Raw genomic sequence first — 12,689 nt, 5'->3', positions numbered from 1 at the left:
GTGTTAGTTATTTATCTACTTTTATGGCCTATTTTTATTGTCTTTATTGGACAATTATTCTGTCCTTGGGTCTCCCCCTCGACGCCGGGTGGCCCCCGTCGGCGTGGCGAGACCAGGGCACTGGCCCGGGGGCGAAGGGCTTGCGATAAATGTCAGACATTTCGTATAGTAAGGTCAGATATTTTGGAGGTCACCGTGACGACGCTATCCCAGCTTCCGCTGCCCCCCGAGGCCGGAGGGGCCCAGGCCCTGGCCACCACGCTGGCGCATGCCATCCTGTCGGGCCAATGGGAAAGCGGTGAGCCCTTTCCCCGCGAGCGGGATCTGTGCGAGCACTTCTCGGCCAGTCGCAATCGCGTGCGCAACGCCCTCGCCGAGCTGAGCGGCAGTGGCCTGATCGAGCGTACCGCGGGACGCGGAACCGTGGTGCGCGATATCGAGGACTGGCATCTCCTCGACCCGCAGATGAGCGACTGGATGGCCGGCCTCGAGGCGCCGCACCCTCAGCTGATCCGCGAGGTCTTCGCCTTTCGCCTGTCCGCCGAGCCGTTCATCAGCGAGCTCGCCGCCCTGGCGGCCACGGCACAGGACCTGGCACGCATCGAAGCGGCGCTGGTCGGGATGTGTGACAGTGCAACCGACCCGGCCCGGCGGGAGGAACATGCCGAGCATGACGTCGCCTTTCACGACGCCATCTACCGCGCCAGTCACAACCTGGTCTGGCGCCAGATGGGACTGCTGCTGCGGCCCTCGATCGTCGCCCTGATCCAGCACTCCCACCACCAGGCCGGCTCCCTGGACGACAGCCTGGACCGGCATCGCCGAGTCTTCGAGGCCATCCGCCTGCGGGATCCCGAGGCGGCGCGGGATGCCACGGAGCGTGTCCTGGCGCGTACTGCTGCCGACCTCGGCGTGGAGAACGGGACGCGCTCGCTGAAGCGTCCGACCTCGCTTCCCCTCTGAACCGCGGCCCCGCCACGGCGCGGCTGTCGCCACTTGCCCCATCTACAGGACCCATCACATGAAGATCACCCGACTCAAGACCTGGCAGGTGCCGCCCCGCTGGCTGTTCCTCAAGATCGAGACCGACGAGGGCTGCTATGGCTGGGGCGAGCCGGTCATCGAGGGGCGCGCCGCCACGGTAGAGGCGGCGGTGCATGAGCTGGCCGACTACCTGGTCGGTCAGGACCCGCACCATATCGAGCACCTCTGGAACGTGATGTATCGCGCCGGCTTCTATCGCGGCGGCCCCATCCTGATGTCGGCCATCGCCGGTATCGACCAGGCGCTCTGGGACCTCAAGGGCCGCGACCTGGGCGTGCCCGTGCACCAACTGCTGGGCGGCCCGGTGCGCGACCGGATGCGCATGTATGCCTGGACCGGCGGCGACCGGCCCGACGACGTGGGGGCCGGTGCCCGGGCCCTAGTCGACCAGGGCTTCACCGCCTTCAAGATGAACGGCACGCCGGAGCTGCAGATCGTCGACTCCCACCGCAAGATCGACGAGGCCGTGGCCCGGGTGGCGGAGGCCCGCGACGCCGTGGGGCCGGACGTCGGCATCGGCATCGACTTCCATGGACGCGTGCATCGCCCCATGGCCAAGGCCCTGCTGCGCGAGCTGGAGCCCTTCCACCCGATGTTCGTCGAAGAGCCGGTGGCTCCCGAGCACCTGCCGTGCCTCAAGCATATCGCCGGCGGGCTCGGCTACCCGCTGGCCACCGGCGAGCGGCTGCACACCCGCTTCGAGTTCCGCGACCTGCTGGCCGATGGCATGGTCGACATCGTCCAGCCGGACCTCTCGCACTGCGGGGGCATCAGCGAGGGCCTCAAGATCGCCGCCCTGGCCTCGGCCCATGACGTGGCCCTGGCGCCGCACTGTCCGCTGGGCCCGTTGACCCTGGCCACCTCGCTGCACGTGGATGCGGTCTGCCACAACGCCTTTATCCAGGAGCAGAGCATGGGCATCCACTACAACCGGGACAACGACGTGCTCGACTACCTGGTCGACAAGTCGGCCCTGGCCATCGAGGACGGCTTCTGCGCCATTCCCCAGGGCCCGGGGCTGGGTGTGGAGATCGACGAGGCCTTCGTCGAGGAGCGTGCCAAGGTGGGCCACCGCTGGCGCAATCCGGTGTGGCAGCATGAGGATGGCTCGGTGGCCGAATGGTAGGCCGCGCCTCGCGCCCGCGATCACGCCTCTCCCCATGAACGCCGGCACCGCCGCCCCGGGGGTGCCTCGCCCCAGACCCTATGGAGTTCCCATGTCAGCTGCTTCCGCATCCGGCCCGGTGCCCGCCTTCGCCGACTTCCGCTACCCGGACCTCAATGGCGCCAGCGTCTTCATCACCGGCGGCGGCTCCGGCATCGGCGCCGCCCTGACCGAGGGGTTTCTGGCCCAGGGCGCCCGGGTCGCCTTCGTCGGGCTGTCCGACGCCACCCCCTTCTGCGATGCCATGGAAGCCCGGTACGCCAACCGCCCGCTGTTCCTCCCCTGTGACATCCAGGACATCGCGGCCTTGCAGGCGGCCATCGGCCAGGCCCGCAAGGCCCATGGCCCGATCGGCGTGCTGGTCAACAACGCCGCCCGCGACACCCGCCATACCCTCGGGGAGTGGACGGTCGAGCAGTGGGACGCGTCCATCGCCACCAACCTGCGTCCGCCGTTCTTCACTGCCCAGGCGGTGGCCGACGACATGCGCGGCCTCGGTGGCGGCGCCATCATCAACCTGTCCTCCAACAGCTTCCTGCTGGGCCTCGACGGCTACCCCACCTACGTCACCGCCAAGGCCGGCATCATGGGCTTGACCAAGGCCCTGGCCCGGGAGCTGGGCCCGGACGCCATCCGCGTCAACTGCCTGATTCCCGGCTGGGTGATGACCGAGCGCCAGCGCGAGCTGTGGGTCAACGACCAGGACCTCCAGGAATGTCTCGACCAGCAGTGCCTCAAGGAGGCCATCCCGGTCGAGGACATGATCAACCCCTGCCTGTTCCTGGCCTCGACGGCCTCGCGAATGATGACCGGCCAGCCCCTGGTGGTCGACGGTGGGCGCGTATGAGCGTATCGACCAATGCGACCCTTGCCCCGGCCTGGATCGCCGTGGACTGGGGCTCCAGCAACCTGCGGGCCTGGGCGCTGGATGCCGATGACCGGGTCATCGCCGAGGCCAGCGCCCCGCGCGGCATGCTGGGCCTGGCCCCCGAGGCATTCGAGGGCGCACTGCTGGAGGTGATCGGCGACTGGCTGGCGCCGGCAGCCGGGAGCCGGCCGACCGAGGTGCTGGTCTGTGGCATGGCCGGCGCCCGCCAGGGCTGGGTCGAGGCCGCCTACCTGCCGCTGGATGCCGGGGCGACCGATACCCTCGGCCGTCTCGGCGGCCGGCTGACGCCGGTGACCACCCGCGATGCCCGCCTGCGCGTGCGTATCGTGCCGGGGCTCTGTCAGCACGCCAGCCAGGACGGCGGCGAGGCCTTCGACGTGATGCGCGGCGAGGAGACCCAGCTATTCGGCCTGGTCGCCCGGCACCCCGAGTTCAGCGGCGCCGTCTGCCTGCCGGGCACCCACGCCAAGTGGGCGCGCCTCGAGGCGGGCCGCATCACCGGCTTCACCACCTTCATGAGCGGCGAGCTCTACCAGCTGCTCAGCCGGGACTCGGTGCTGAAGCACTCGCTCCACGCCGATGACCTCGCCGACGCGGCCCAGCATGCGGCCTACCTGGAGGGCATCGACATCGCCATGGCCACTCCCGAGCGCCTGAGCGCGGAGCTGTTCGGCATCCGTGCCCGAGACCTGCTCGACCCCCGGCTGCCCGTCGGCGAGCGACGCGGTGCCCGGCTCGGCGCGCGCCTGTCCGGCCTGGTGCTGGGGCTCGAGCTGGCCGGTGCCACCGTCACCCTGGCCCCCGGCAGTCGCGTCGTGCTGATCGGGGCCGAGACGCTGTGCCACCGCTATCGAATCGCCCTGGAGCACCGGGGCTTCACGGTCGACGAGCACGCCAATGCCGACATGATCCTGGCCGGCCTGGGGCGCATCCACCACACCACGCTCGCAACCCCCTGATGCGCGGCCGCCGCCGCCCGGCGCCGCCCCGAGACTGCAAGGAGCCTGTATGAGCCTGCCACTGGTCGCCATCCTGCGCGGCGTCACGCCGGACGAGGTCATCGAGATCGCCGGGGCCGTCATCGATGCCGGTATCACCCGCATCGAGGTGCCCCTCAATTCCCCCGAGCCCCTGGAGAGCCTCCGCCGCCTGGCGGCGCACTGCGCCCAGCGTGGCGGCGAGGACGTCCTGGTGGGGGCCGGCACCGTGCTGACACCCGAGCAGGTGCGCGAGGTCCACGCCGCCGGGGGGGGGGCTGATCGTCTCGCCGAACATGAACGAGGCAGTGATCGGCGAGAGCCGTCGCCTCGAGATGGTCTCCCTGCCCGGCATCGTCACTCCCACCGAGGCCTTCGCCGCCCTGGCCGCCGGCGCCTCGGGCCTGAAGCTGTTCCCCGCCTCCCAGGTTGGCATCGCCAACATGCAGGCGATGATGGCCGTGTTGCCCGCGGGCACCGAGCTCTATGCGGTGGGCGGCATCGGGATCGACAACTTCGCCGCCTGGCGTGGCGCCGGCGTGCACGGGGCGGGCCTGGGGACCGCCCTCTACACGCCGGGACTGACGGCCGCCGAGGTGGGCGAGCGGGCCCGCGCGCTGGTCACGGCCTGGCAGCAGGCACTCTGACACGCCCCGACAGGAGAACCCCGAGCATGAGCGAGTCCCCGTCCGACGAGACCTTGCCGACCAGCCCGTGCCTCGGCCAGGTGAAGTGGCTGATCGACAGTCGCTGCGAGCTGGGCGAGGGCCCCGGCTGGGATGCAGGGCACAGCGAGCTGCGCTGGCTGGATATCCTGGCCGGCGAACTGCACCGTGCCCGCGGCGATGGCCGTGAGCATCGCGTCACCCGGCTGGAGCACCGGACCTCCTATGCGGCGCTGACCCGCGACGATGACTATCTGCTGGTGGCGGAGAACTGCCTGTCGCGTTTCGACCCGTCGACCGGCGTGAGCCGCGCCTTGCTGCCCTTCGAGGCCGACAATCCCGTCACCCGCAGCAACGATGCTCGCGTCGATACCCATGGCAGCCTGTGGCTGTCCACCATGGGACTCGACGCCGAGCCGGGCGCCGGCAGCCTCTACCGCCTGCACCGCGGCGAGCTCACCTGCCTGCGCCGGGGGCTGACCATTCCCAACGCCCTGTGCTTCTCGCCGGACGGCCGCCATGCCTACTTCAGCGACACCGCGACCGGTTGGGTGATGCGCTGGTCGCTGGACGACCAGGGATTCCCCGTGCGTGGCCAGGATGGCGCCTTCGCGGAACCCGAGCCCTGGGCCGACCTGCGCCAGTCGGGGGGCGGCCCGGACGGGGCCGTGATGGATAGCGAGGGCGGTGTGTGGATCGCCCTGTGGGGCGCCGGGCGGGTGGCCCGGCTGAGCCCCGAGGGCGACGAGATCGCCCACGTCAGGGTGCCCGCGCGCCAGCCCTCCTGCCCGGTATTCGGCGGCGCGAGCCTCACCACCCTCTATGTCACCACGGCCCGGGAGGGCCTGGTGGCCCCGGAGGCGGCGGAGGGCGGCGTCTTCGCCATCGAGCTGGCCGGGCATCTGCCCGGCTGCCGGGGACTGGCCGAGCCACCGCTCAGGCTCGAGTGAGGCTTCCTCCAGCCGAGGAGACGGGCCGGCGATGGGCTCACTCCCGCTCGTCCCGGGTCGAGCGCAGCAGCACCCGGTCCATGCCGCGCGTGTTCAGGATGCGCTTGAGTGCCGCGAACAGGTGGGTGGGCAGCGTCACGGCGTAGCGGGGCTTCGGGCGTCGACTCTCCAGGGCATGGATCAGCTTGTCCACCACGGCGTCGGGGCCCAGGGTGAAGGGGGCCTTGCCGTCCTGGCTGGCCAGGCGGGCCGCCACCTTCCGGTACGTATTGGCATGAGCGCTGTGGACGGGATCGATATTCGCCTGGAAGGCGCGGTAGGCGTTCTCGCGGAAGCGGCTGGTGATGGGACCGGGCTGGATCAGGCTGACCTGGATGCCGCTGCCCGTAAGCTCCTGGCGAAGGGTATCGGTGAGCCCCTCCAGGGCGAACTTGGAGCACACATAGGCGCCGCGGTAGGGCAGGGCGGCGAAGCCCAGCACCGAGCTGTTCTGCACGATGCGGCCGTGGTCCTGGGCGCGCATCATCGGCAGGACCCGGGTGGTGAGCTCGTGGGTGCCCAGCAGGTTGGTCTCCAGCTGGGCACGCAGCACCGCCCGGGACAAGTCCTCCACCGCCCCGGGCTGGCCGTAGGCGCCGTTGTTGAACAGCGCCGTCAGCCGTCCCGCGGTGCGTTCCCGCACCGCTTCCACCGTGGCCTCGATCGAGTCGCTGTCGGCGAGGTCCAGCGGCAGGGCCTCCAGGCCTTCCTCGCCGAGCCTCGCGACGTCCGCCTCGCGACGGGCCGTGGCGAAGACCCGCCAGCCGCGCGCCGCCAGGGCGTGGGCCGCGGCATGGCCGATACCGCTCGAGCAGCCCGTGATCAGGATGCTGCGTGTCGTCGTGTCTCGGGCGTCTGACATCCTCGTTGCTCCTTCTCGCCACCCCGGATTCGTCACCTGTTGCCTCGCGCGTCGGCGCTGGCTTATCCACTGACCAGCCGGGCCCGGCTGGTGCCGTTGCCCAGTGGTTCCACCCGGATCTGCACCGGGATGCGCTCGTGCATCTCCTGCACATGGGAGATCACCCCGACCCGGCGGCCCTGGGCCTGCAGGCCGTCCAGGGCCTCCATGGCCAGCGCCAGGGACTGGGGATCGAGGCTGCCGAAGCCCTCGTCGATGAACAGCGACTCGATCGCCAGCTGGCCCGAGGCCATGGAGGCCAGCCCCAGCGCCAGGGCCAGGGAGACCAGGAAGGTCTCGCCGCCGGACAGCGAGTGCACCGAGCGGCGCTCGTCGCCCATGTCCCGGTCCACCACCAGCAGGCCCAGTTCGCTGCCGCCCCGCTCGAGGCGATAGCGGCGGGTCAGGCCGGTCAGGTGGGCGTTGGCCTCCTCCAGCAGTCGCTCCAGGTTCCAGGCCTGGGCGATGCGCCGGAAGGCCTTGCCGTCGGCGGCGCCGATCAACTCGCTGATGCGCCCCCAGCGGCGCTGCTCGGCTTGCGCGGCCTCGCGCTCGGCCTGGCCCTGGCGCTGCCGCTCCCGGCGGCGGTCGTCGTCCTTCAGGGCATGCACGGCCTCGTCGCGGTCCCGCTGGGCGGCCGCGAGCCGGGGTCCCAGCTCGACCTGGGCCTCGCTCAGTGCCTCCCGGCGACGGTGAAGCTCGTCGGCAATGGCGTCGCTCAGCAGCGTCTCCTCGTCACCGGTGTCGCCTTCGACCAGCCCACGGTCGCGACGGTGACGCCACAGGGCGTCGCGACGCTCACCCAGGGTGGCGGCAGTGCGCTGGCAGGCCTGGCTGGCGGCCTCGATTCGCCGCTCGGCCTCCTCGGCGTCCTCTTCCGACTGGTCCAGTAGACGCGCCAGGGTGGCATCGTCCAGCTCGGGATGGCCCCGGCGCCACGTGGTCAACTCGTGTTCCAGGTCTTGTCGCTCCTGGCGGCGCTGGTCGAGCTGGTGGGTCTCTTGCTCCAGCTGCTGGGTGAGACGCTGATGCCGTTGCTGCGCCTCGTGATCCCGAGCCTGGGCGGCATCCCATGCCTGGCGGGCGCGCTCCTGGCGGGTGTCGAGGTGCTGCTGCCAGGCGTCCGGTGAGGCATGCTCGCCAAGCCGGGCGGCGAGTTCACGGGCGAGGCCGTCGCGTCGTTGCCGATGGGCTGGCAGCTGCTCGTCCACCTCGGCCAGCCGCCTGTCGGCGCTGGCCTTCTCGGCTTCCAGGCGAGTCAGTGCCAGCTCACCCTGGCGCAGGGATTCCTCCAGCGGGGCCAGGGCCTCTTCCGCCTGGGTCAGCGCCTCCAGGGCCTGGCGCTGCTGTTGCCGCTGGCCCTCGCTCTGCTCGCGCTGGGCCTGTAGCCAAGCGTTGCGCTCGGCGGTGTCGACCGCGGCCAGCTCGTCGTGCAGCGGGTGCGCTTCCAGCGCCTGTTGGGCGGCCCCCAGGCGCTGCTCGGTGGTCTCCAGGTCGCGCTCCAGCGGCTTGAGGGAGCGTTCCACGCCGCGGTAGTCGCCCACCAGCTCGTCGCGCTGCCGCTGAGCCGTGTCCCGGGTCGCCCGGGCCTCGCTCAGCTGGCGCGCTTCCTCTGCTTCCTGGGCGGCGAGCTGGGTGGCTTCGGGCGAGGCAGGCGGCTGGTGGCGCCAGGGGTGGTCGAGGCCGCCACAGACCGGGCAGGGCTCGCCGTCCGTGAGGGCCTCGCGCAGCCGGGCGACGCTCTCGCTGCGCACGGCGCGGCCGCGTTCGACCAGCGCCGAGACGCTGTCGAGGTGGGCCTGGGCCCGGTCCAGGCGTTCCCGGGCGGCTTGGCCCTCGGCCAGCAGCCGTTCGCGCCGTGAGCGCTCTTCGCTGACCTGGTTGGTCAGCCTATCCCGGGCCTGCGCCGCGTGGCAGACCTCCTGCCAGTGGCTGGACAACTCGCCCAGGGCGAGTCGGCGCTGGGCGGCCTGGTCGTGGAGCTGCTGAGCGGCGCGGCGGGCGTCGTCGAGATGGCGATGCGGGCCCAACAGCCGGCGCTGGGTCTTCTGCCAGTCGTCGCGTTGCTGCTGCCGGGCGCGCTGGGCTTCATCGGCCTGGCGATGTTCCCCGGCGAGAGTGGTGGCCTGCTTCTGCAGTTGGTGATGGCTCGCTTCCAGGTCGGCAAGCTGCCTCTCCTGGGTGGCGAGTCGCTGGGCCAACTCGCGGGCCTCGCGGAGCTCGGGGTCGGCCCGGCGCCGTGTTTCTGTGGCCTCGTTCAACGCCTGGTCGGCCTGCACGAGGGCTTGGCCGGCGGCTTGTCGTTCGGCGTGGGCATTGTCGCGGGCCTTCAGGATCTCGGCGTGGGTCGCCTCCAGGGCCGAAATCTCGTCGGGGAGCTCGGCCTGGCGGGTGAGGTCGTGGCGGCGGGGCGCGATCAGCCGGCGCCATTCGCGGTCGGTGCGCAGTGGGGCGAGCGATCGCCACTCCGCCTCGGCACTCTGGAGTTCGCCCTGGCCCTGGCGGAAGGCGTCCGCCAGGCGAGTATCGTCGTCGTGCCAGCGCTGCTCGGCCTGGAGCGATTCCGCGCGCTTCTGCAGGTCGGTGAGCGCTCGCTGGGTGGTCTCGGCGGCCCGTTCCAGCTCGGCGCGGGCCTCGGGCTCGGCGGGCGGGTCGTCGGCGAGTCGGGCCTCCAGGACCTCGAGTCGCCGCTGGGCCTCCCGGGCGCGGCGGTAGGCGGCCTTGGAGATCTCGGAGTACTCGGCAGTGTCGGTGAGCTTCTCCAGCAGCTCGCTGCGCTCGTTGTCGTCGGCCTTGAGGAAGGCGGCGAACTCGCTCTGGGCCAGCAGCACCGCCCGGGTGAACTGGTCGAAGCTGAGGCCCAGCCGCTCCGGGAGCAGCCGGTCGAACTCGCGCTTCTGGGTGGTCAGCAGCCGCTCGTCCTCCAGGTCGGTGAGCGACTGCTCCACCGCCTGCAGGCGCCCTCCGGCCTTCTCCCGGGCCCGGCGTACCGCCCAGCGCGCCCGGTAGCGGCGGCCGTCGCGCCCCAGGAAGTCGACCTCGGCATGGCCGCTGGCCGTGCCCCGGCGCAGCAGGGTGCGGGGGTCGGCGGTGGTCAGGGTCTCGCGACCCACATCGGGCAGCTGGGCGTCGCGCACCGGGGCTTGGCGCAGTCGGGGGGTGCTGCCGTAGAGCGCCAGGCAGAGCGCATCGAGCAGGGTGCTCTTGCCGGCCCCGGTGGGGCCGGTGATGGCGAACAGGCCGGCGTCGGCCAGCGGTGCCTTGCCGAAGTCGAGCTCGACGGGGCCGGGCAGCGAGGCCAGGTTGGCCAGGCGCAGGGCGAGGATCCTCATGGGCGGGCCTCCCCGCTGCAGGTGTCCGCATCCCCGGCCGCGTCCAGGACGTCCTGGCGCAGCCGGTCGAAGTCGGCGAGCACCGCGTCCTCCGGGGGCGCTCCCCAGCGGGCCTCCCAGGTGCGGGCGAAGAGCGCGCGGGGGCCGATGTCCTCCAGGCGCTCGCTGGCCCGGGGGCGCTGACTGTCCGTCTCGGGGAGCCGGCGCTTGAGGCGCAGCAGGCGCAACGCCTTGCCGTCCAGGGCCGCCTCGACGCGGGCGCGCAGGTCGGGCACCGGGGCCTCGAGTTCCACGTTGACCTCGAGCCAGGGCCAGCGCTCCCGGGGCAGGGCGGGGTCGTCCTCCAGCCCCTCGAGGTCGGCCAGCACCGCGTCGAGGGGCGCGGGGCCGAGCCGATGCATGGCCACCGGTCGGGGCACGGGCAGCGCCTCGACGCCGGCCAGCGCCTCGCCCTCCAGGGTCACTTCGAGCACCTGGTGGGGGTAGGCCACCTCGCTGAAGTCCAGGGGCAGGGGGCTGCCGCTGTAGCGGATGCGCGCCTCGCCGACCCGTTGCGCACGGTGCAGGTGGCCAAGCGCCACGTAGGCGATGTCCTCGGGAAACAGCGCCGCGGAGATCGATTCCTCGCCGCCGATGACGATGGGCCGCTCGCTGTCCTCGGAGACGGCGGCGCCGCGCAGGTGGGCATGGCTCATGGCTACCAGGGCCTGGCCGGGGGCGCGGCGCGCCCGAGCCGCCGCGATCAGCCGCTCGTGGACGCGGCCGATGCCGGCCACATAGGCGTTGCCGGGATCGCCGGCCTCGTCGAGGCCCCGGCCGGTGACCTCGGCCGGCCGCAGGAAGGGCAGCGCCAGGCACCAGGCGCGGGTCGCGCCCGCGGCGTCGGTGAGCGGCACCAGCAGGCGCTCGGCGTCGAGCTCGCCGTCCCCGGTCCAGGCGACCCGGCCCAGCGCATGGGTGCGCAGCCGCCGCATCAGCGGGGCCGGCAACTCGATGCGGTTGCCACTGTCGTGGTTGCCGGCGATCAGCACCAGATCCAGGTGGGGCAGGCGCTCGTGGGCGTCGACAATGAAGTCGTAGAGCAGGGCCTGGGCCTGCAGGGAGGGGTTGACCACGTCGAAGAGGTCGCCGGCCACCAGCAGGGCGTCGGCTTGTCGGGCGACCAGGGTATCCAGCAGCCAGGTCAGGAAGGCACGATGCTCCTCGTGGCGCTCCTGGCCGTGAAAGCTCTGGCCGAGATGCCAGTCGGCGGTATGGATCAGTTTCACCCGTTGCCCTCCGGTGTTCCGTCACGCGGCAAAAGCCGTAGTCTAACCCGAGCCACTACCATGATTCAGGGAGCCCGTGATGTCATCGACGCCATTGCATGACTGGGAGCTCGCCCCCGCCGAGGCCATCGCCCTGCAGCGGCGCCTGGCCGGCCGGGTCGAGCGGGTCGACCGGCTCGACCCGGTGCGCCATGTCGCCGGAGTGGATATCGGCTTCGAGCAGGGCGGCGAGATCACCCGGGCCGCGGTGGTGGTGCTGGCCTGGCCGCCAGCGGCCGAGGGCGACTTCGTGGTGGTCGAGCAGGCGGTGCATCGCGAGCCGACCCGCATGCCCTATATCCCGGGGCTGCTGTCCTTCCGCGAGGTGCCCGCGGCGCTGGCCGCCTTCGACACCCTGACGATTCGCCCCGAGCTCGTGATGGTGGACGGCCAGGGCATCGCCCATCCGCGGCGGCTGGGCGTGGCCAGCCACCTGGGACTATGGCTCGATCGGCCGACCATCGGCGTGGCCAAGTCGCGGCTGGTCGGCCGCCATGGCGAGCCGGGCACCGAGCGCGGCGACTGGGCGCCGCTCCATGATGACGGCCCCGGGGGCGAGGAGGTCATCGGCGCGGTGCTGCGCTCCCGCCAGGGCGTCAAGCCGGTGTTCGTCTCGCCGGGGCACCGGCTGTGCCTGGAGACGTCGGTGGGCTGGGTGGTGGCCTGCCTGGGCAAGACCAAGCTGCCGGAGCCCACCCGGCTGGCCGATCGGCTGGCCTCGCGCCGGGATCAGAAGCGGCGCTGAGCCGCTCTTCCGGGGCCGCCGCTTGCCAACCGTGGCAGAGCGGCGGATCATGACGACCCCTTAACCTCGGATGCCCGACATGACCGATTCGCCCGTCAGCCCCCTCGACGCCACCCGTGCCTGGGTCGAGACCTTCGTGGTCGGCCATGAAGTCTGCCCCTTCGCCGGCCGCGAGGTCGCCCGCGACAGCATCCGCTATGTAGACGTGGACGCCACCGACCCTGCCACCGCCCTGATGCGGCTGATGGAGGAGTGCTGGCACCTCGACGACCATCCCGAGACCGAGACCACCCTGCTGGTCTTGAGCGAGGGATTGGCGGACTTCGACGACTACCTGGACCTGCTGGGGCTGGCCGAGGCGCTGTTGGTCGAGCAGGGCTACGAGGGGGGCTACCAGCTGGCGAGCTTCCACCCGGACTACCAGTTCGACGGCGAAGCCGAGGATGCCCCGCGCAACTTCACCAACCGCTCGCCCTGGCCGATGTGGCACCTGCTGCGAGAAGCGGGCCTGGAGCGGGCCCTGGCACACTATCCCGACCCCGAGGCGATCCCCGAACGCAACCGCGAGCGGATGCAGGCCCTGGGACGCGAGCGGCTGGCCGCCTCGCTGGCGGCGCTGCGGGGCGAGTGACACCGCGGGGCGCGATCCCGCCTATCCGGGGCACGCGGGGAAGG

11 protein-coding genes and 1 pseudogene are annotated in these 12,689 nt (G+C 71.7%); 9 read left to right on the top strand and 3 right to left on the bottom strand.

Features of this window, described 5'->3' with window-relative positions:
* The first annotated feature begins 195 nt into the window (after positions 1–195).
* The 7 genes and pseudogenes from EKG36_RS11360 to EKG36_RS11335 all read left to right on the top strand — a co-directional run bounded on the left by EKG36_RS11360 (position 196) and on the right by EKG36_RS11335 (position 5,690).
* Positions 196–963, top strand: coding sequence for a FadR/GntR family transcriptional regulator (locus EKG36_RS11360; protein ID WP_246007494.1), 768 nt, complete (start codon positions 196–198; stop codon positions 961–963).
* 58 nt (positions 964–1,021) lie between these two features.
* Positions 1,022–2,170 (top strand): galactonate dehydratase, encoded by a 1,149-nt coding sequence (gene dgoD, locus EKG36_RS11355; RefSeq protein WP_126484140.1) that lies wholly within the window; start codon positions 1,022–1,024, stop codon positions 2,168–2,170.
* Positions 2,171–2,261: 91 nt separating this feature from the next.
* Entirely contained in the window at positions 2,262–3,056 is a 795-nt protein-coding gene (locus EKG36_RS11350; RefSeq protein WP_126484138.1) for an SDR family NAD(P)-dependent oxidoreductase, read from the top strand.
* Positions 3,053–4,057, top strand: coding sequence for a 2-dehydro-3-deoxygalactonokinase (locus EKG36_RS11345; protein WP_126484136.1), 1,005 nt, complete (start codon positions 3,053–3,055; stop codon positions 4,055–4,057). Before EKG36_RS11350 ends, EKG36_RS11345 begins: the two co-directional genes overlap by 4 nt.
* A gap of 49 nt (positions 4,058–4,106) precedes the next feature.
* Positions 4,107–4,286: pseudogene (locus EKG36_RS21020) on the top strand (2-dehydro-3-deoxy-6-phosphogalactonate aldolase); the annotation flags it as partial.
* Between the two features lie 85 nt (positions 4,287–4,371).
* On the top strand, positions 4,372–4,722 hold the full coding sequence (locus tag EKG36_RS21015) for a beta/alpha barrel domain-containing protein (protein WP_342774444.1): 351 nt from the start codon (positions 4,372–4,374) through the stop codon (positions 4,720–4,722).
* A 26-nt stretch (positions 4,723–4,748) separates the two neighbouring features.
* On the top strand, positions 4,749–5,690 hold the full coding sequence (locus EKG36_RS11335; protein WP_126484134.1) for an SMP-30/gluconolactonase/LRE family protein: 942 nt from the start codon (positions 4,749–4,751) through the stop codon (positions 5,688–5,690).
* A 37-nt stretch (positions 5,691–5,727) separates the two neighbouring features.
* On the opposite strand, the gene EKG36_RS11330 is transcribed toward EKG36_RS11335, so the two are convergent.
* From EKG36_RS11330 to EKG36_RS11320, 3 genes are all read right to left on the bottom strand, one after another.
* Positions 5,728–6,591 carry an SDR family oxidoreductase gene (locus EKG36_RS11330; protein WP_126484132.1) on the bottom strand — a complete coding sequence of 288 codons (864 nt, stop codon included), beginning with the start codon at positions 6,589–6,591 and terminating at the stop codon, positions 5,728–5,730.
* 62 nt (positions 6,592–6,653) lie between these two features.
* Positions 6,654–9,962 (bottom strand): AAA family ATPase, encoded by a 3,309-nt coding sequence (locus EKG36_RS11325; RefSeq protein WP_126484130.1) that lies wholly within the window; start codon positions 9,960–9,962, stop codon positions 6,654–6,656.
* Positions 9,959–11,230 (bottom strand): exonuclease SbcCD subunit D, encoded by a 1,272-nt coding sequence (locus EKG36_RS11320; RefSeq protein WP_126484128.1) that lies wholly within the window; start codon positions 11,228–11,230, stop codon positions 9,959–9,961. The genes EKG36_RS11325 and EKG36_RS11320 overlap by 4 nt, the downstream gene beginning before the upstream one ends.
* Before the next feature lie 79 nt (positions 11,231–11,309).
* On the opposite strand from EKG36_RS11320, the gene nfi reads away from it, so the two are divergent.
* On the top strand, positions 11,310–12,014 hold the full coding sequence (gene nfi / locus EKG36_RS11315) for a deoxyribonuclease V (protein WP_126484126.1): 705 nt from the start codon (positions 11,310–11,312) through the stop codon (positions 12,012–12,014).
* Positions 12,015–12,093: 79 nt separating this feature from the next.
* The gene (locus EKG36_RS11310; RefSeq protein WP_126484124.1) at positions 12,094–12,645 is read left to right on the top strand and encodes a DUF1415 domain-containing protein; all 552 of its coding nucleotides are present in this window, start codon (positions 12,094–12,096) and stop codon (positions 12,643–12,645) included.
* Positions 12,646–12,689: the final 44 nt, after the last annotated feature.

The organism is Halomonas nitroreducens, assembly GCF_003966155.1.
In the GTDB taxonomy this organism is placed as follows: domain Bacteria; phylum Pseudomonadota; class Gammaproteobacteria; order Pseudomonadales; family Halomonadaceae; genus Halomonas; species Halomonas nitroreducens.
This window is presented reverse-complemented; position numbering and strand designations above follow the sequence as displayed.